This window comes from Microbacterium sp. AK009 (genome assembly GCF_013410955.1).
GTDB lineage: Bacteria > Actinomycetota > Actinomycetes > Actinomycetales > Microbacteriaceae > Microbacterium.
The window spans coordinates 500499-517908 of the sequence record NZ_JACCCG010000001.1; the positions used below are offsets into that span (position 1 = coordinate 500499).

The window sequence follows — 17410 nt, forward strand, 5'->3', positions numbered from 1 at the left end:
GCGTCACGAGGTCACCAGTTCGTTCAGGGTGCGCGCCACGCGCCGATCGGCCAGCGCCGCGGCATCCAACTCCCCCTCGTGCCGGATCCGCACGGTCGCGCGCTCGCCGGGAAGGAGTGTGATCAGCCCCTCTTCGGCGTGGGCCGCGGGGTCGACCTTGTCGACGAGGAAGGTGAGGTCGCGCACGAGCGAGCGTGCGCTGATCGTCACCGCGCTGCCGCCCTCGACCGACACGACCTCGAGGTCGAAGTCGTCGCTGGGGAGCGCGCTGTCGCGGGCTTCGGCGAAGAACCAGGTGCCGCGCACCTCACCCGCGTCCGCCACCAGGAACTCCTCGGTCGGGGCATCGGTCTCGGCCAGCTCGCTCGGCAGCGCGAGCGTCGACGTCCCGCGCGCAGCGATGTCGAAGCCGAGCGACTCCTCGGCCCGCACGTCGCCGGAGAAACCAAGGCGTCGCACGCGCAGCGTGCCCGACCAGGCCTCGCCGGTGTCGTTCGTCACGATCGCGGCGAGCCCGCCTTCACGGGGCTGGATCGTGACGGTCCGCGGTGCGAAGGCGTTCCGCAGCGCATGGAAGAGCGGCTTCGGCCGCTCGTCGCCGTCGACCGCCGCCCACGAGGTGACCGGCCAGCAGTCGTTGAGCTGCCACACGATCGCGCCCATGGTGTGCGGGGCCCAGGAGCGGAAGTGCTCCAGCGCCGTGCGCACCGCGATCGCCTGATTCAGCTGCATCGCCCAGTGCCAGGTCTCCATGTCGTCGGGCACGCGCAGGTGCGGCACGAGCCCGGCGGTGAGCTTGACGTTCCCTTCCATCGCCTTCTGGTGCACGATCATGCCCGGCGACTCCGGGGTGAGCGGGTCGTCCGACACCGAGCGGCGGAGGGTCGTCCACGCGGGCGGACCCTGCCAGCCGAACTCGGCGACGAAGCGCGGCCGATGGTCGCGGTAGGTGAGCCAGTCCTGGCGGTTCCACTGCTCCCACAGGTGCATCGACCCGTGCTCCTCGGCGTTGGGGTGCTGGCCACCCGGGCTGAAGGGGCTCCCCGGCGCGTACGGCACGTGCGGGGCGAGGTCGGCGATGAGACGCGGGAAGAGGTCGTGGTAGTAGTACGCGCCCCAGGTGCGGCCGTCGAGCCGGCGCTTCCAGTCCCAGTCCTCGTAGCCCCAGAGGTTCTCGTTGTTGCCGGTCAGGAGCACCAGGGACGGATGGGATGCCAGGCGCACGATGTTCTCGCGAGCCTCGGCCTCGACCTCCGAGCGCAGCGGCTCCTCCTCGGGGTAGGCGGCGCAGGCGAAGAGGAAGTCCTGCCAGGTGAGGAGCCCGAGCTCATCGCAGAGCTCGTAGAAGTCGTCGCTCTCGTAGAGGCCGCCGCCCCAGACCCGGATGAGGTTGAGGTTCGCCTCGAGCGCCTGGCGGAGCCGCCGCTCGTAGCGGGCACGGTCGACCCGCACCGGCAGGGCGTCGTCGGGGATCCAGTTCGCCCCCTTGACGAAGACCGGCTGGTCGTTGACGACGAGGGTGAAGGGTGTGCCCTCGGTGTCGGGGGCGGTGTCCCACTCCACGGTGCGGAAGCCGACGCGGCGCGCGGCCGTGTCGAGGGTGTCGTCGCCCGCGCGCAGCGTAATGGTGACGTCGGACAGGTGGGCCTCCCCGTAGCCGGCCGGCCACCACCGCTCGACCTGATCGAGGTGGAGCGAGACCGTGACCTCCTCGGCCTCCGCGGGCACGACGGCGCCGGTCTCGGTGCCCGCGACCTTCAGGCGCACCTCTAGGTCGGCTGCGGCCGCGGCATCTGCTCGCTCGATCCGCACCGTCGCGGTGACCGTGCCGCCCTCGCCCTCGGGAGCGGCGTGCACGCGCACCTCAGCAAGTCGCGCGGTCGACCACGACTCCAGGCGCACCTCGCGCCAGATGCCGGAGGTGAAGGTGGCGATGCCCCAGTCCCAGCCGAAGTTGCATGCCGACTTGCGGATCGCCTCGTAGGGCAGCGGGTAGGGGCGGGGGCGAGCGCCGAGCGCGACGCTCTGCGCGTTGGCGTACGGCACCGGGGCGGTGAAGTGCACGGCGAGGTCGTTCTCGCCCTCGCGGAGCACACCGTCCCCCGTGCCGGCACCGTCGAGCGGCAGGCGGTACGACCGGTGCTGGTTCGCCGTCTCGGCCACGGTGCGGCCGTTGACCTCGATGCGTGCGACCGTGTCGAGCCCGTCGAAGACGAGGTCGTGCCGGTCGTGACCGTCGGGCGCCCACGCGAACGTGGTGCGGTAGGTCCAATCGACCCGGCCGATCCAGGCCAGCAGCGCCTCGTTGTCGTCGAGGTACGGGTCGGGGATGAGCTCGGCGGCGAGCAGGTCGGTGTGCACGCACCCGGGAACCGTCGCCGGCACCGCGGCATCCGAGAGCTGCGCGCGCAGCGGATCGGGCACGGCACCCGCGGCGGCCTGAAGCGTCCATCCATCGATGAGGGGGCGGCGGACGAGAGGGCTGAGGGTCACTTGACGGCTCCGGCGGTCAGGCCGCGATAGATCCAGCGCTGCAGAGCGAGGAACGCGACGAGGGTGGGGATGATGACGAGGATCGTGCCGGCGGCGATGATCTCCCAGTTCGCACCGAACGGTCCCTTGAACCGGAACAGCGATGTGGAGATGAGGCCCTCCGACGGCAGGTAGAGGAAGGGAAGGTAGAACTCGTTGTAGATGGCGATGCCCTTGATGATCACGACCGTGGCGATCGCGGGCTTCAGCAGCGGCAGCACGATGCGCCAGTAGATCGTCCAGCGATTGGCGCCGTCGATCATCGCCGCCTCGTCGAGCGAGACGGGAATCGACTGCATGAACTGGATGAAGATGTAGATCGAGATGATGTCGGTGCCCATGAACAGCAGCACCAGTGCCGCCATCGAGTCGTAGAGCCCGAGGCCGTTGATGATCTGGAAGGTCGCGACCTGGCTCGTCACCCCGGGAATCAGCGTGGCGACGAGGAAGAGCCCGACGACCAGCTTCTTGCCGCGGAAGCGGAACCGGTCGAGCGCGTAGGCGGCGGTCGTGCCGATGAAGATCGTCCCGACCAGCGAGAACGCCAGCACGATCGTGGTGTTGATGAACCCCTCGACCATGCCGCCCTGCTCGAAGGCGATGACGAAGTTCTCGAAGTTCAGCCACGATCCCGGCGCCTCGAAGGGGCCGGTGGTGCCGATCTCCTGCGAGGTCTTCAGGCTCGCGATCAGCACGACCGACAGCGGCACGAGCGTGACGACCACGCCGGCGATGAGCGAAAGATACTTCACGGTCGCGCCGATCGAGCGGCCGACGCGGGGAGGGCGGAGGGCGGTCGCGCTCATGTCAGGTCCACCTTCTCGTCGGGGAACACGCGGCGTTGCACCCAGGTCACGATCAGCACGATCGCGAGAAGAACGATCGCCATCGCCGAGGCGAGCCCCACCTGCCGGAACGTGAACGCGGTCTGCAGCGTCTGGATGACGAATGTCGAGGTGCCGTTCGCGCCGCCGGTCATGATGAACGGGATTTCGAACACCGACAGGCTCCCGGCGACGGCGAGGATGAAGCTCAGCCCGATGATGCGACGGATGCCGGGGAAGGTCAGCGCCCAGAACTGCTGCCAGTCGTTCGCGCCGTCGATCTCGGCCGCCTCGTAGAGCTCGCGGGGGATCGACTGCATCGCGCCGAGGAAGAGCACGAAGTTCATGCCGGTGTAGCGCCAGACGCTCGTTCCCGCGAGGGAGAAGTTCGCCACGTCGGGATCGCCGAGCCACTGCGGCGTCTCCACCATGCCGAACCACCCGAGCACGGTGTCGAGCGTCCCGCCGGGCTGGAAGAGATAGAGGAAGACGAAGCCGATCGCCACGCCGTTGATGAGGTAGGGGAAGAACAGCACCCCGCGGAAGAAGTTCGAGAACCGCGTGCGGGTCGACAGCAGCGCGGCGAAGTACAGCGCGATCGCCATCTGCACGAAGGCGCCGATGAAGTAGTAGATGCTCACGAAGAACACCCCGAACACGCGGGGGTTGGTGAACACCTCGAGGTAGTTCTGCAGCCCGATGAAGTTCTGCTCTTTGTCGATGCCGTCCCAGTCGGTGAGGCTGTACCAGAGCATGTTCGCCGCGGGCAGGTAGGTCAGCAGGAGCAGGAGACCCACGGCGGCGGCGATGAAGAGATAGGGCGTCAGCCGATTCAGGATGCTGCGCCGGCCGGCCGGGCCGCGAGCGCGGCCTCGACGCGGGGCGGGGTCCCGCGGGGAGATCGGGACGATGGCGGGACCCGACGCGGCGGGGGCGTCGGGGGCTGCGGCGGTGAACGACATGATTCCTCCGTGGTTCCGGCCGGGACGGTGAGCCCCGGCCGGAACCGATCAGCGGTGCGGGCTCAACCCACCTGGGCGCGGGAGTCGGCCCACGCGGTGTTCAGCTCTGCGAAGTACGACTCCTTGTCGCCGTCGGCGGCGCCTCGGGCGATGTCCACGAGCTTCTGGCGGTAGATGTTGCCGTAGAGGTCGATCTGCGCGCCATCGGCGATGTCGTTGAGAAGCGACTCCTCACCGGCCGGGGCGGGGCTGAGTTCGAGCAGCTCGACGCCCTCTTCCTCCAGCCCGGCGAGGTTCGACGGCAGCGGGTCGGCGGACAGCGCCGAAACCATGCCCTGCGTCTCGGTGAAGCCCGACTCCTCGAGGAGGAAGTCGATCCAGGCCTTCGCCGCGGCCTTCACGTCGGAGTTGACGTTGATGCCGAGGTTGTAGTCGCCGCCGACCATGGCGTACTGGGTGCCGTCGGACGCGGTGGCGGGGAAGGTCATGTAGCCCACGACGTCCGCGGACTCGCCGTTGTCTTCCGCGGCGGCCTGCAGCTGTGAGATCGCCCACGAGCCGAGGCCCATCACGCCGATCTTGCCGGTGGCGAAGTCGACCTTCGACTGCTCCCAGTTGGTGGTGAGCGGGTCGTCTTCGGTGTACCCGCCGGCGACGGCATCGAAGATGAGAGAGTCGATGGCGTAGATGTCGGTGCCCTCCGTCCAGGGCGCGTCGTCCGTGGTCATCGCGTTCATCGCGTCGGCATCGCCGCTCGGGGCGCCGACGTTGCTGGTCCACTGGCTGAGCGGCCAGCCGTCCTTGTAGTTGGTGTACATCGGGATGGCGTCGGTGTTCTCCTCGATCGCCTGCAGCGCCGCGAGGAACTCCTCCTCGGTCTTGGGCACCTCGGCGACGCCCGCCTCTTCGAAGACCGCGGTGTTGTAGACCAGGCCGTTGGCATTGCCGCCGAGGGCCAGGCCGTACTGCACCCCGTCGTAGCTCTTGGGGGCGAGAAAGCGGTAGGTGCCCTCGAGGTCGTCGGTCTGGCCGAGCGGCTCGAAGTAGTCGACGAACTGGTCGGGCTGCACGCTGTTGGGGATTCCGAGCACGTCGCCGTAGCTTTCCGTCGACAGGCGGGTGCGCATCTCGCCTTCGTAGTCGGTGATGCCCTCGAAGGTGACCGAGGCGTCGGGGTACATCTCGGTGAACTGCTCGGCGTACGCCTCGAAGGTGCCGTCCTGCACCAGGTCGGTGCGCCAGGTCACGAAGGTCACCTCGCCCTGCACCTCGCCGTCGATGGTGTTGTCGGGGTCGTCGGCCCCTGTGCCACCCGCGCAGCCGGCCAGTGCCAGTGCGCTCACCATCCCGAGGGAGGTGATCGCAATCATCTTGCGCCTCATGTGCATCTCCTTTGCAGATTCACCGTTGATCCGTCCGTGCGGCCGCGACCTCGCGGCGTCTCGTAGACCATAAGGCGCAATGTCCGACGTTGACAAGGTCGGAGACAAAGCCTGTCCGGGCTTGACCGATCGGATGAAACCTGGTCAGACTGTGCCTGACCGGGGCTTTTCATATGGCATCCGGCTTTCAAGGAGATTGAGATGTCCGATTTCATGTCTACGTCAGACATTTGCGGTGACGGCGCGCTTCACGCGGGCGGAAGCCGATGACCACGCAGCGTGCGACCGTCGAGGACGTGGCACGGTTGGCGCACGTCAGCGCCAAGACCGTGTCGCGGGTCTTCAGTCAGCGCGAGCTCGTCGCCCCCGAGACGGCCGAGCGGGTGCTCGCGGCGGCCAAGCGTCTGCGCTTCCGCCCCAACGCCCTCGCCCAGGGGCTTCGCCGCGGCGGCAGGACGCGCACCATGGGCCTCATCATCGGTGAGCTCGGCAACCCGTTCTATTACAAGGTCGCCTCGGGCATCGAACGCGTGCTGCGCGAAGAGGGGTACGGCCTCGTCCTCGCCACGACCGACGACACCGAGGAGGGGGAGGAGCAGGTCGCCGAGACTCTGCTCGGTCAGCGCATCGACGCGCTGCTGCTCATCCCGGTCAGTCGCGACCAGGGATACCTCGAGGGGGAGCGGCAGCTCGGCACCGCCGTGGTCAGCGTCGACCGGCCGGCGCGCAACCTCATCGCCGACTCGGTGGTGCTCGCCAACCGCGCGGGCGTGGCGGATGCGACATCCCGGCTCATCGCCCGCGGCCACCGCCGCATCGCGTACGTGTGCAATCCGGCCGCGGTCTACTCGCAGGAGGAGCGGCTGGCCGGGCGCCGCGGAGCGCTCGCCGCCGCGGGCATCGACGACGCCGCCCGCTGGGAGCTCTTGGCGGATGACCCGACCGAGCCCCCCGAGCGACTGGTCGGTCAGCTGCTCGATGCCGCCGAACCGCCGAGCGCGATCATCGCCGGCAACAACCGCATGACGATCGGAGCGCTGCGTGCCCTCCGGGCACGAGGCGACGAGACCACCGCGCTGATCGGGTTCGACGATTTCGACACCGCCGACCTCATGGGGGTGACCGTGATCTCGTACGACCCGGTCGACCTCGGCCGACAGGCCGCCCGCCTGGCGCTCGAGCGGATCGAGGACCCCACCGGGTTCAGCCGCCAGATCGAGCTGCCGACGTGGATCGTGGAGCGCGGAACGGGGGAGCGACCGCCGCGCGCGGCGGTCTGACGCGGGGGCGTTTCGACTCGCTGCGCTCGCTCAACGACCGACGGGGCTCACGTCCACTGGTCGTTCGCGGCGGAGTCGTACCGGTCGGGCTCGGGTCCGCGCTGGAAGCGACGGCCCGTGATCGAGGTGGGCGACAGGCGCACCCAGCGGTACTTGAGGGTCGGGATCCAGGGGGTGAGGGGGAGCGCCTCGGCCGCATCGATCTCGCTCTGCAGCTCCAGACGCGACGCGATCCCCTTGAGCACCACGCTGGCGGCACCGTCGTCGTCGTACTCGTCGACCTCGAACGCGATGCGGGGGTTAGCCGAGAGCTCCGCGAGCTTCGACCCCGGTGCCGTGCGGAACAGCACGTGCGGCCCGTCCGTCACGTAGTTGATGGGGAAGATGTCGGGCTCCCCCTGGATCGACACCGCCAGACGCCCCACCTGGCCGCGCGCGAGCAGGTTCCAGCACTCGTCCTCGCTGAGACTCCACACGGGGGCTTGGGCGGTGTCATCCATCGTTGGTTCTCCTCGCGTCGGGGTCGGGAGGAGTCTTTCGGCCGGTCCCGGCCGATGCCGGGACATTGGTCCCACGGCATCCGGATGCCGCCTGCGGGACCTTGGACCCGGCCGGCCCGCCCTCGTCCCCCGACACTGACCGTGCACCGGCCGGCGGATGCGGAAAGAGGTCACCATGGGCGCAGAGCGCGCGAGCAGCGTCATTCCCCTCGCCGACATCGGGATGGCGGACCTGCCCCAGGTCGGTGGGAAGAACGCCTCACTCGGCGAGATGATCTCGCGACTGGCATCCAGCGGGGTGCGGGTTCCGGGGGGATTCGCCACCACCGCCCGGGCCTACCGGGCCTTTCTCGCGGCCGACGGACTCGCGGACCGCATCGCCCGGATCCTGGCGGCGCTCGATGTCTCCGATGTCGCGGCCCTCGCCCGGGCGGGAACCGAGATCCGCGGGATGATCAACGCCCAGCCCCTTCCGGCCGACCTGGAGCGCGACATCCGCGAGGCCTTCGCCGCGGTGGAAGCCGAGGATCCCGGGGCCACGGACGTCACCTGGGCGGTGCGCTCGTCGGCCACCGCCGAAGACCTGCCCGACGCCTCTTTCGCGGGGCAGCAGGAGACCTTCCTGCACATCGCCGGCATCGAGAACATCCTCGCCGCCATCACGGGGGTGTTCGCCTCGCTTTACAACGATCGCGCGATCGCCTATCGCGTGCATCAGGGCTTCGCGCACTCCGACGTGGCACTGTCCGCCAGCGTGCAGCGCATGGTGCGATCCGACATCGGAGCGTCGGGGGTGATCTTCACCGTCGACACCGAGTCGGGGTTCCGCGACAGCGTGCTGATCACCAGTGCGTACGGGCTGGGGGAGGCGGTGGTGCAGGGTGCGGTGAACCCGGACGAGTTCCTGGTCTTCAAGCCCGGGCTGCGCTCGGGCCGGCCCGCGATCCTGCGGCGGCGCCTCGGCGAGAAGGCCATCGCCCTGCGCTTCGCCGCTGAGAGCACCGTCGGTCACAGCACGACGTTCGAGGAGGTTCCCGACGCAGAGCGCTCGCGGTTCAGCATCACCGACGATGAGGTCGCCGAACTCGCGCGCTCGGCACTCGTGATCGAGGAGCACTACGGCCGGCCGATGGACATCGAGTGGGCGCGCGACGGTCAGGACGGGCGCCTGTACATCCTGCAGGCGCGCCCGGAGACTGTCGTGTCGCGAGAGGACGGCGTGACGCTCGACCACTTCGTGCTGCGCGAGCACGGCGACCTTCTCATCTCGGGCCGCGCGATCGGTCGCCGCATCGGCGTCGGACCTGTGCGGGTGATGTCATCCGCCGAGCACATGGAGCGGGTGCGGGACGGTGATGTGATCGTCGCCGACATGACCGACCCCGACTGGGAGCCGGTGATGAAGAAGGCCGCTGCCATCGTCACCGACCGCGGCGGCCGGACGTGCCACGCGGCCATCGTCGCGCGCGAGCTCGGCATCCCCGCCGTCGTCGGTACGGTGACCGCGACCCGCGAGCTCACCGACGGCGCGCTCGTGACGGTCAGCTGCAGCGACGGCGACGAGGGCCATGTCTTCGCCGGTCGTGCGGAGTTCACCGAGGAGCACACCCGGATCGATCGGATGCCGCAGATCCCCGTCGAGCTGATGATGAACGTTGGGGCGCCCGACCAGGCCTTCGCCTTCGCCGCGCTCCCCAACGCGGGGGTCGGGCTCGCGCGACTGGAGTTCATCATCAACGAGCTCATCGGCATCCACCCCCAGGCCCTGCTGGATTCCGCATCGCTGGATGATGAGCTGCGCGGCGAGATCGCCGCGCGAACGAGCCCGTACGGGACACCCCGGGAGTACTTCGTCCGACGGCTCGCCGAAGGCGTCTCGACCATCGCCGCCGCGTTCGCGCCCAAACCGGTGATCGTCCGCACGAGCGACTTCAAGACCAACGAATACGCGCATCTCCTCGGTGGCGAGCGGTACGAACCGCAGGAGGAGAACCCGATGCTCGGGTGGCGCGGCGCGTCGCGCTATGTCACCCACCGCTTCGCCGACTGCTTCGCGATGGAGTGCGACGCGCTGCGCTTCGTCCGCGACGAGATGGGGCTGACGAACGTGAAGATCATGATCCCGTTCGTCCGCACCGTCGACGAGGCGGCGGCCGTCGAGCGGGCGCTCGCCGAGAACGGCCTCCGACGGGGTGACAACGGGCTCGAGGTGCTGATGATGTGCGAGATCCCCTCGAACGCCCTCCTCGCCGACCGGTTCCTCGACCACTTCGACGGGTTCTCCATCGGATCCAACGACATGACCCAGCTCGTCCTCGGCGTCGACAGGGACTCGGAGCTGGTCGCAGAGGCCTTCGACGAGCGGAACCCGGCGGTGCTGAGCGTGCTGCAGGTGGCGATCGAGGCCTGCAACCGGAGGGGGAGATACGTCGGCATCTGCGGACAGGGTCCGTCGGATCATCCCGATCTCGCCGATTGGCTCGTCGATCACGGCATCGGATCGATCTCGCTCAACCCCGACAGCATCATCCAGACGTGGTTGTCGTTGGCCACCCGCGTGGCCTGAGCCGGGCCGATCGCGCCAGGGCGTCAGCGCCCCGACGGCACGACGGCGATGGGAGTCGGGAGGCGGCCGATGAGATCCTGTCCGACCGAGCCGAAGAACCCGCCGGCGAGCACTCCCCGCCCGTGGGTGCCGAGCACGAGGAGCGAGCTGTCGCGCGCGGCCCTGCTCAGGGCCGACACGGGATTGTCGTGGATGAGGACCGGATCGACCGTGAGGCCGGGAATGTCCCGGTGCAGGCCCTCGACGGCGTCGTGCAGGAGCTCCTCGTGCTGGGCCCGCACGTCGCGTGGTGGCGATACCGCTGCGGATGCGGCCGCGGGCAGGGTCCGGGTGGGGAGCGGGCCCGACCACGCGTGCAGGACCCGGACGGTCTCGCCCGCGGCATCCCCTTCCGCCGCGGCGAACGCCAGCGCCCCGTCGCTCGACGCATCCGCGGCGAGACCGACCGTGACCGGCCCGCGCGTCTCGGACCACCCGGAGGGGACGACGCAGGTGGGCACCGTTGCCGTCGCACTCACGCGCAGCGACATCCACCCGTGCAAGGCTTCCCGCATCGGGCGGCCGATGTCGGCGCCGACCACCAGGAGGTCGGCATGGGTCGCGGCTGCCGTCAGTGCGCGGGGCATGCGGCCGTCGATGCGCGCGGTCTCGATGGGAAGCGACGCATCGGCCGTGCGGAGGCGGCGCTCGGCGCGGGCGAGGTCTCCGTCCGCCCGCGGCTGATCCTGGAGGAACGGGTTGGTGACGATGACGACCTCGACGCGGGCCCGACGGCGCAGCGCGCGTTCGGTGACCCAGTCGAGGGCAGCGTCTGCGCCGTCGCCGGCGTCGTAGCCCAGCAGAATGCGTTCCATGGTGACCGTCCGTTCGCGTGGTGGAGTCATCGCACGACCACCGTCGCGGTGGCGAGGCGCAGGAGGACCTGTTGGCTGGTGGATCCGAGGAGGAACCGGGCGAGCCGGCCGCGGCCGTGTGAACCGATGACGCAGAGCCGCGCCCCGGAGGCGAGCCGATTGACCACCGTCTCGGGTCTCTCGCTGCTCTCCACGACGCGGCGCACCTTCACGTCGGGGTACCGGGTGGAGATGCCGGCCATCGATATGCCGAGTGCCTCTTCGGTCAGAGTCTGCATGTTGCGCAGATACCCCTCGGGATACGACCGGACGGAGAGGGGGATGGCGATGGGCGACCAGGTGCTCACCGCCGTCAGCGCCTCCCCGGAACGGTCGGCGTCGGCGGCCGCGAACGCGATGGCGGACTCGGACGCTTCCGAGCCGTCGACTCCGACGACGACGCCCGACCTGCCGGTCAGATCGAGATCGGGCACGACCACGACGGGGCAGTGCGCGCCGGCCGCGATACGCATTCCGTGCGGACCTCGAGCCGGCCGTGACTCGGTACCGCGATAGTCGCTGCCGATCACCAGCAGCGATGCGTCCTCCGAGGCCGCGATCAACCGTTCGACCGGTCTCCCTCGATCAAGGCGCACCTCGACGGGCACGCCGCGTGCGCGGACGCGCTCGGCGTGGTTACGCAGCACGTCCTCTGTCCACTCCTGCGCCCAGTCGACCACGAGGTCTTCCTCGCCGACGCCGACGGCGCCGTCGACGACCGAGATCAGCTCGAGCCGATCCCCGCGCTCGGCCGCCCTGTCGACCGCCCAATCCACGACACGACGCGACACCGCCGCATCCGTGACGGCGACCACCACCTTCTGCTCCACCTCGCCACCCTCCTTCACGACCCGATCGCGCCGCGCTGATTCGACCCTCCCGTCACCGCGACGGCGCGGTAGGGCCGGAAGTCCCGGCGAGGGGGACGTGAGACGCTGTCGGCTGCGTATCGGCTCCCGCCCGAATCGGGGCCCTGCGAACTGGACGCGACGGCGGGAGTCGAACCCGCAACGCTGCCGGTTATGAGCCGGAGCCCGGGACCACCCGGATCGCCGCGATGCCAGCGACGCTACGTCACCCCGACGACATCGGCCAGCTCTGTGAAGGAGAGTGTCAGGGTGTGACGGAGTGTTGCGCGGACATCGATCGAGCGGGCGGGGCGGGAGCATCGAGCGCCCGCAGCATCCGCTCGAGCACCTCGCGCAGTTCGGAGCGCGACGGCTCGGCCAGGTCGGTGGTGTAGTCGACGCCGGCCGGGATCCACGACAGTCCGTACATGGTCTCGCGGAAGTCGGCGCCACCGACGGGCCACCGCGTGTGCGCGGCATCCTCTTCGGTCGCTCCCTGCCCCCAGATGCCGAAGTACTCCTTCATCACGTCGATCGGCAGGTCGATGACGGCGTCGGCTTCGACGGGCTGCCGCGTCCACGAGCGGGCCACGAGGATGAATTCCTCGACCTCCTCGGGCGTCAGCGGCCGCGGCTCGAACAGCACCCGGGTGTGCTCGACGCGCGCGAGTCGATCCACGCGGAAGGTGCGCCAGTCGTCGCGCTCGAGGTCCCAGCAGAGCAGATACCAGTGCCGGTCGGCGGGAGCGAGGGCGTGCGGCTCCACCCGCCGGCGCGTCTCGGCGCCGGTCATCGAGGTGTAGTCGAACCGCACCCGCTCGTGGTCGCGGATCGCGAGCGCCAGCTCGCCGAGCACCTCGCTCGACACCGCCGCGCCCGACTGGATCCCCGCCGGCTGCACGGCGTCGGCCAGCGCCGTCACCCGGCGCCGGAGCGGTGCGGGCAAGACCTGTTCGAGTTTGGCCAGCGCCGTGAGGGTCGTCTCAGGTCCGCTCACGAGCCGCTGGGATGCCGCGACGCGCAGCCCGATCGCCATCGCGACGGCCTCCTCGTCGGTGAGGAGGAGCGGCGGCACGGCGCTCCCGGCCTCGAGGCGGTAGCCGCCGGTGATGCCCGGCGTCGACTCGATGCGGTAGCCGAGGTCGCGGAGGCGCTCGACGTCTCTCCGCACGGTGCGCTCGGTCACGCCCAGCCGCGCAGCGAGCTCCGTGCCGGGCCAGTGGCGGTGCGTCTGCAGCAGATTCAGCAGGGCGAGCGCGCGCGTCGTTGTGTCGGACATGGCTCCATTCTGCCGGCTATCGCGGACAGCACCTGTCCGGGTTCGCTCCTACCGTCTTTCCATGGCGAACGAACCGATCATCGAAGCGCAGGGTCTCACTAAGCGCTTCACCGTCAAGAAGAAGACCGTGGCGGCGGTCACCGACCTCTCGTTCGAGGTGCAGCGCGGCGAACTCGTCGCGTTCCTCGGACCCAATGGCGCCGGCAAATCGACCAGCCTGCGCATGCTCACGACCCTCCTTCCGCCCACCTCCGGCACCGCGCGGGTCGTCGGTCACGACATCCTCCGCGACCCGGCGGGCGTCCGCGCCCGCATCGGCTACGTCGGCCAGCTCACCAGCGGCAGCTACTCGCAGCGCGCCCGCGACGAGCTGCTGAGCCAGGGCGCGTTCTACGGAATGGGCCGCGCTGCGGCATCCGCTCGGGCCGACGAGCTCATCGACTCGCTCGATCTTGCGGGATCGCGACGCGGACCGTGCAGCAGCTCAGCGGCGGACAGAAGCGGCGGCTCGACATCGCACTCGGGCTCATGCACGCCCCGCCGCTGATCTTCCTCGATGAGCCCTCCACGGGCCTCGACCCGCAGAGCAGGGCGAATCTGTGGGAGCACATCCTCGACCTGCGCGAACGCTTCGGCACGACCATCTTCCTCACCACGCACTACCTCGAAGAAGCCGACCGCTACGCCGAACGCGTCATGGTCATGGACAAGGGACGGGTCATCGCCGACGACACCGCCGCACGGCTGAAGGCCGAACTCGCGGGCGATGTGCTGACCCTGGGGTTCAGAACAGCGGATGCCGCCGACCGCGCGCTGCCGCTCCTGTCGGCGCTCAGCGGGCGCGACGTGCGGCGCGTCGCGCGGAGCGACGCGGCCGATCTGGCCGTGACGGTGCCGGAGGGCGACCTGCTCCTGCCGCGCGCGGTGCGCGAGCTCGACGCCGCGGGCATCGAGGTGGTGCGCGCGACCGGGGTCCCGCCGACGCTGGACGACGTGTTCCTCAGCCTCACGGGGCGGACGCTCCGCGACGCCGACCAGCCGGCGGACCACGCAGAGGAGGCGGCCGAGGGCGCCGCCGATGGAGATCAGGCCGCTCAGGCCGCAACCGAAGGAGTGGTGCGATGAGCACGCAGATCAGTCAGTCCGTGGCATCCGGTCGTCCTGACACCGTGGTGCGACCGAACGTCGCGCGCGACACGTGGAATGTGCTCGCTCGCGAGCTGCGGCCGACGCTGCGCGACCCGTTCACGGTGATCTTCAGCCTCGTGCAGCCGTTGGTGTTCCTGGGGCTCTTCGCGCCGCTGCTGGTGGGGCAGTCGGGCGCGCCGGTGAGTGAGACGCTCCGCTGGTTCGTGCCCGGGGTGCTCGTGATGATCGTGCTGTTCGGCACGGGGGCGACCGGGTCGAACCTGCAGTACGAGATGATGACCGGCTCGCACGAGCGGACGCTGGTCGCCCCGATCTCGCGGGCATCGCTGCTCGTCGGGCGGGCGCTGAAGGAGATCGTGCCGATCGTGGCGCAGGCGATCGTCATCGTGCTGATCGCCCTGCCGTTCGGATTCCCCGTCGACATGGCGGGGATGGTGATCGGGATCGCGCTGCTGGCGGTGTTCGGCGTCGGGCTCGGGTCGCTGTCGTACACCCTCGCGATCAAGACGAAGGGACGTGAGTGGCTCTTCTGGGGTGTGCAGCAGACGCTGATCTTCCCGCTGCTGATCCTCTCGGGGGTGCTGCTGCCGCTCGACGACGGGCCGGCGTGGATGCGCGCGGTCGCGACGGTCAATCCGATCAACTGGGTCGTGCAGGCCGAGCGGGCGCTGTTCGCCGGCGACCTCGGCGCACCGGTGGTGCTCTGGGGGTGGGTCGCGGCGCTCGTGCTGGCGGGTGTCGGGCTCGCGGTCGGGGTGCGCGCGATGCGCAGGAGCGACTGAGGGGGCGGGGCTGGCCTAACTCCTGCAGAATCGACGGGCGTGGGCTTCTGCGAGGCCGTTCGGGCCTCGCGGCGTCGATTCTGCAGGAGTTAGGGGCGGGCTGCCCCGCGGCGCGGCGGGCCGCCCCGCGGCGCGGCGTTGTGCGACAGGCGAGACGTCCGCCCGCACGCCCGGGCCCGCTCCCCCGTCACGTTCTGCCCCTCGGCGAGGCGTTTCGGGGCCGATTGTGACGGGGGAGCGGCGGGGTGATGGCTTCCCCCGTCACGTTCTGCCCCTCGGCGAGGCGTTTCGGGGCCGATTGTGACGGGGGAGCGGCGGGGTGTCCGCCGGCGGGCCGTCAGCGTCGGGCGGAGTCGACCATCGAGGCTGCTGCACCGGGTGTCGTGATCGCGACGGCCGCGCTGCGCGGCCAGGTCCACGCGGTGCGCAGGATGAAGGCCAGGAGCAGCAGCTCGATGCCGATCGAAATGGCGTAGAACGCCGCCCACTCCCACGTCGAGCCGGCTGCGTTGAAGATCGAGTAGGGGATTAGAAGCGAGGCGATCCCGAGGTTGACGGCGCGGTTGACCCGGGCCGGCAGGGTCATGGAGAGGACGACCATCACCGCGGGGATCGAGACCGACACGAGGAAGATCGTCAGCAGCGTCGAGCTGATCTCGAACCGCCAGATGAGTCCGTCCGTGATGCCGTCGATCACCCCCGGCTTGTAGAAGTTCAAGATGTCGACGTAGACGTACAGGAACACGAAGCTCGTCCAGGCGGCGGCGAGCTTCGCGCGGACGGACATCGGGGCGCTGTCGAGCAGCGGGCGGGGCGTGGCGGTGGTGGTCATCAGCTCATCCTTTGGTGGTCGGAAACGGTCGTACGCTGTACGTCGTACACCGTACTATGACCCGTACGCTGTACGGTTGTCAAGCGACGAGAGGAGATTCGTGCCCGTGAGCGAAGACGCCGAGGCCGTGGCATCCGCGGGTCTGAACAAGCGGCGGGTGGTGATCGAGGCGATCCGGCTCGCCGACGGCGAAGGCGTGCACGGGCTGAGCATGCGGCGACTCGCCACCGCGCTCGGTGCGGGGGCCATGTCGCTCTACCACTACGTCGCGAACAAGGAGCAGCTCCTCGACGCCATGGTCGATGTCGTCTTCGAGGAGATCGCGCTGCCGCGCGAGGGCGCCCCGTGGCAGGAGGCGATCCGCGAGCGGGCGCTCTCGGCCCGCGCGGCGCTCGCGCGCCACCGGTGGGCGATCGGACTGCTCGACACGCGCACCGCGCCGGGCCCGGCGAACCTCCGCCACCACGAGGCGGTCACCGCGTGCCTGCGGAAGGCCGGGTTCTCCGTCGAGATGGCGACGCACGCGAACTGGGTCCTCGACAGCTACGTCTACGGCTACGCCCTGCAGGAGGGCGGGCTGTCTCTGGACACCCCGGATGACTTCGCCGAAGCGATCGACGGTACCTACCTGCCGCAGCTGCCCGCCGACGAGTTCCCGTACCTCAGCGAGTCGGCCGCGACGCTGGCCGCCTCGGGTTACGACCCCGCCGAGGAGTTCCTCTTCGGCCTCGATCTCATCCTCACCGGGCTCGAGGCTCGGCGCGGGGAGGCGTAGCGCGAGCTCTCCCCGACAGCTGCTGCCGTCTCGCACGGCGAATCACCGGTGAAGCCGACGGGGGAGGCGAGGATCTCGCCACGCGCGCGAGCGCGGTCACGCGACCCGCGGGCGGTAGCGCAGCAGCACCACCCCGTTGTCGAAGCGGCGCTCGTCGAGCAACTGGAGCTCGAGCCGGATGCCGGTGGGCAGGCCCGGCTTCCCGCCGCCGACCGAGACCGGCGCGATGTAGAGCTGCACCTCGTCGACGAGCCCGGCGCGCAGCGCCTGACCCGCGAGATCGGCGCCGCCGACGAGCAGGTCGCGCTCGGCGGCATCCTTCTGTCTCCGCACCGCCGCAGGGTCGAAGCCCCGCTCGATGCGGGTGCGCGCCGTCGGCGCCCCGGTGAGGGTCGTTGAGTGGACGACCTTGTCCGTGTCGCTGAAGGCAGCCGCGAAGGCGGCGAGGGCGGGCGACCGCCCGGCGAAGGACGGGTCGGTCTCCCACACCGACATCCGTTCGTACAGGCGCCGGCCGTAGACGAGGGTGCCGATCGACTCCATCAGCTCCGTGTGCGCGGCGAAGACGTCATCGCCGGTTGGTAGGAAGTCGAAGCCGCCGTCCGGGTCTTCGATGAACCCGTCGAGCGACACGTTCGTCGTGTAGATGAGTCGCGCCATCGATACCCCCCGCGCCTCTCACGCTACTCTTCGGCTCCCGTCAGCGCGTATCCCCGGGTTCGGGGCGGCCGATTCCGGTTGGCGCGGGCGTTGGCGCCCCAACCGGAAGAACGCGCCCCGAACACGGGAAGGGGGATGACGCCGTG

14 protein-coding genes, 1 tRNA gene and 1 pseudogene are annotated in these 17410 nt (G+C 69.9%); 5 read left to right on the top strand and 11 right to left on the bottom strand.

The window, feature by feature from the left end; all coding sequences use genetic code 11:
• Positions 1–3 precede the first annotated feature (3 nt).
• The 4 genes from HDC37_RS02435 to HDC37_RS02450 form a co-directional block, all read right to left on the bottom strand.
• Entirely contained in the window at positions 4–2493 is a 2490-nt protein-coding gene (locus HDC37_RS02435; RefSeq protein ID WP_179558782.1) for a glycoside hydrolase family 2 protein, read from the bottom strand.
• Positions 2490–3338 (bottom strand): carbohydrate ABC transporter permease, encoded by an 849-nt coding sequence (locus HDC37_RS02440; RefSeq protein WP_179558783.1) that lies wholly within the window; start codon positions 3336–3338, stop codon positions 2490–2492. Before HDC37_RS02440 ends, HDC37_RS02435 begins: the two co-directional genes overlap by 4 nt.
• On the bottom strand, positions 3335–4318 hold the full coding sequence (locus HDC37_RS02445) for a carbohydrate ABC transporter permease (protein ID WP_179558784.1): 984 nt from the start codon (positions 4316–4318) through the stop codon (positions 3335–3337). Before HDC37_RS02445 ends, HDC37_RS02440 begins: the two co-directional genes overlap by 4 nt.
• Positions 4319–4380: 62 nt before the next feature.
• Positions 4381–5700: an ABC transporter substrate-binding protein gene (locus HDC37_RS02450; RefSeq protein WP_179558785.1), complete on the bottom strand. Its 1320-nt coding sequence runs from the start codon at positions 5698–5700 to the stop codon at positions 4381–4383.
• A 266-nt stretch (positions 5701–5966) separates the two neighbouring features.
• Between HDC37_RS02450 and HDC37_RS02455 the strand changes: the two genes are divergently transcribed.
• Positions 5967–6980, top strand: a complete 1014-nt coding sequence (locus HDC37_RS02455) for a LacI family DNA-binding transcriptional regulator (protein WP_179558786.1) — start codon at positions 5967–5969, stop codon at positions 6978–6980.
• 47 nt (positions 6981–7027) lie between these two features.
• On the opposite strand, the gene HDC37_RS02460 is transcribed toward HDC37_RS02455, so the two are convergent.
• Positions 7028–7480 carry a pyridoxamine 5'-phosphate oxidase family protein gene (locus HDC37_RS02460; protein WP_179558787.1) on the bottom strand — a complete coding sequence of 151 codons (453 nt, stop codon included), beginning with the start codon at positions 7478–7480 and terminating at the stop codon, positions 7028–7030.
• Positions 7481–7655: 175 nt separating this feature from the next.
• On the opposite strand from HDC37_RS02460, the gene ppsA reads away from it, so the two are divergent.
• The gene (gene ppsA, locus HDC37_RS02465) at positions 7656–10046 is read left to right on the top strand and encodes a phosphoenolpyruvate synthase (RefSeq protein ID WP_179558788.1); all 2391 of its coding nucleotides are present in this window, start codon (positions 7656–7658) and stop codon (positions 10044–10046) included.
• A gap of 23 nt (positions 10047–10069) precedes the next feature.
• Here ppsA and HDC37_RS02470 read toward each other — a convergent pair whose 3' ends face one another.
• The 4 genes from HDC37_RS02470 to HDC37_RS02485 all read right to left on the bottom strand — a co-directional run bounded on the left by HDC37_RS02470 (position 10070) and on the right by HDC37_RS02485 (position 13066).
• Positions 10070–10900: a universal stress protein gene (locus HDC37_RS02470; protein WP_218869269.1), complete on the bottom strand. Its 831-nt coding sequence runs from the start codon at positions 10898–10900 to the stop codon at positions 10070–10072.
• A 26-nt stretch (positions 10901–10926) separates the two neighbouring features.
• Positions 10927–11769, bottom strand: a complete 843-nt coding sequence (locus HDC37_RS17475) for a universal stress protein (RefSeq protein ID WP_179558790.1) — start codon at positions 11767–11769, stop codon at positions 10927–10929.
• Positions 11770–11920: 151 nt separating this feature from the next.
• A tRNA-Met gene (locus HDC37_RS02480) sits at positions 11921–11996 on the bottom strand.
• 56 nt (positions 11997–12052) lie between these two features.
• Positions 12053–13066 (bottom strand): YafY family protein, encoded by a 1014-nt coding sequence (locus HDC37_RS02485; protein WP_179558791.1) that lies wholly within the window; start codon positions 13064–13066, stop codon positions 12053–12055.
• Between the two features lie 61 nt (positions 13067–13127).
• On the opposite strand from HDC37_RS02485, the pseudogene HDC37_RS02490 reads away from it, so the two are divergent.
• Together HDC37_RS02490 and HDC37_RS02495 are read left to right on the top strand one after the other, a co-directional pair.
• Positions 13128–14191, top strand: a pseudogene (locus HDC37_RS02490) (ATP-binding cassette domain-containing protein).
• Positions 14188–14997 (top strand): ABC transporter permease, encoded by an 810-nt coding sequence (locus HDC37_RS02495; protein WP_179558792.1) that lies wholly within the window; start codon positions 14188–14190, stop codon positions 14995–14997. The pseudogene HDC37_RS02490 and the gene HDC37_RS02495 overlap by 4 nt, the downstream one beginning before the upstream one ends.
• Positions 14998–15334: 337 nt before the next feature.
• On the opposite strand, the gene HDC37_RS02500 is transcribed toward HDC37_RS02495, so the two are convergent.
• A complete protein-coding gene (locus HDC37_RS02500; protein WP_179558793.1) occupies positions 15335–15829 on the bottom strand; it encodes a DUF6326 family protein in 495 nt (164 codons plus the stop codon).
• 106 nt (positions 15830–15935) lie between these two features.
• Here HDC37_RS02500 and HDC37_RS02505 point away from each other — a divergent pair, with 106 nt between their 5' ends.
• Positions 15936–16604 (top strand): TetR/AcrR family transcriptional regulator, encoded by a 669-nt coding sequence (locus HDC37_RS02505; protein ID WP_308472057.1) that lies wholly within the window; start codon positions 15936–15938, stop codon positions 16602–16604.
• 96 nt (positions 16605–16700) lie between these two features.
• Here HDC37_RS02505 and HDC37_RS02510 read toward each other — a convergent pair whose 3' ends face one another.
• Entirely contained in the window at positions 16701–17264 is a 564-nt protein-coding gene (locus HDC37_RS02510) for a dihydrofolate reductase family protein (protein WP_179558794.1), read from the bottom strand.
• Positions 17265–17410: the final 146 nt, after the last annotated feature.

Excerpts from the sequence above, each read along its gene's own strand:
- HDC37_RS02485 (WP_179558791.1), bottom strand. The coding sequence starts at position 13,066 with ATGTCCGACACAACGACGCGCGCGCTCGCCCTGCTGAATCTGCTGCAG.
- HDC37_RS02440 (WP_179558783.1), bottom strand. The coding sequence starts at position 3,338 with ATGAGCGCGACCGCCCTCCGCCCTCCCCGCGTCGGCCGCTCGATCGGC.
- ppsA (WP_179558788.1), top strand. The coding sequence starts at position 7,656 with ATGGGCGCAGAGCGCGCGAGCAGCGTCATTCCCCTCGCCGACATCGGG.
- HDC37_RS02500 (WP_179558793.1), bottom strand. The coding sequence starts at position 15,829 with ATGACCACCACCGCCACGCCCCGCCCGCTGCTCGACAGCGCCCCGATG.
- HDC37_RS02470 (WP_218869269.1), bottom strand. The coding sequence starts at position 10,900 with ATGGAACGCATTCTGCTGGGCTACGACGCCGGCGACGGCGCAGACGCT.
- HDC37_RS02450 (WP_179558785.1), bottom strand. The coding sequence starts at position 5,700 with ATGAGGCGCAAGATGATTGCGATCACCTCCCTCGGGATGGTGAGCGCA.
- HDC37_RS02460 (WP_179558787.1), bottom strand. The coding sequence starts at position 7,480 with ATGGATGACACCGCCCAAGCCCCCGTGTGGAGTCTCAGCGAGGACGAG.
- HDC37_RS02510 (WP_179558794.1), bottom strand. The coding sequence starts at position 17,264 with ATGGCGCGACTCATCTACACGACGAACGTGTCGCTCGACGGGTTCATC.
- HDC37_RS02445 (WP_179558784.1), bottom strand. The coding sequence starts at position 4,318 with ATGTCGTTCACCGCCGCAGCCCCCGACGCCCCCGCCGCGTCGGGTCCC.
- HDC37_RS02495 (WP_179558792.1), top strand. The coding sequence starts at position 14,188 with ATGAGCACGCAGATCAGTCAGTCCGTGGCATCCGGTCGTCCTGACACC.
- HDC37_RS02455 (WP_179558786.1), top strand. The coding sequence starts at position 5,967 with ATGACCACGCAGCGTGCGACCGTCGAGGACGTGGCACGGTTGGCGCAC.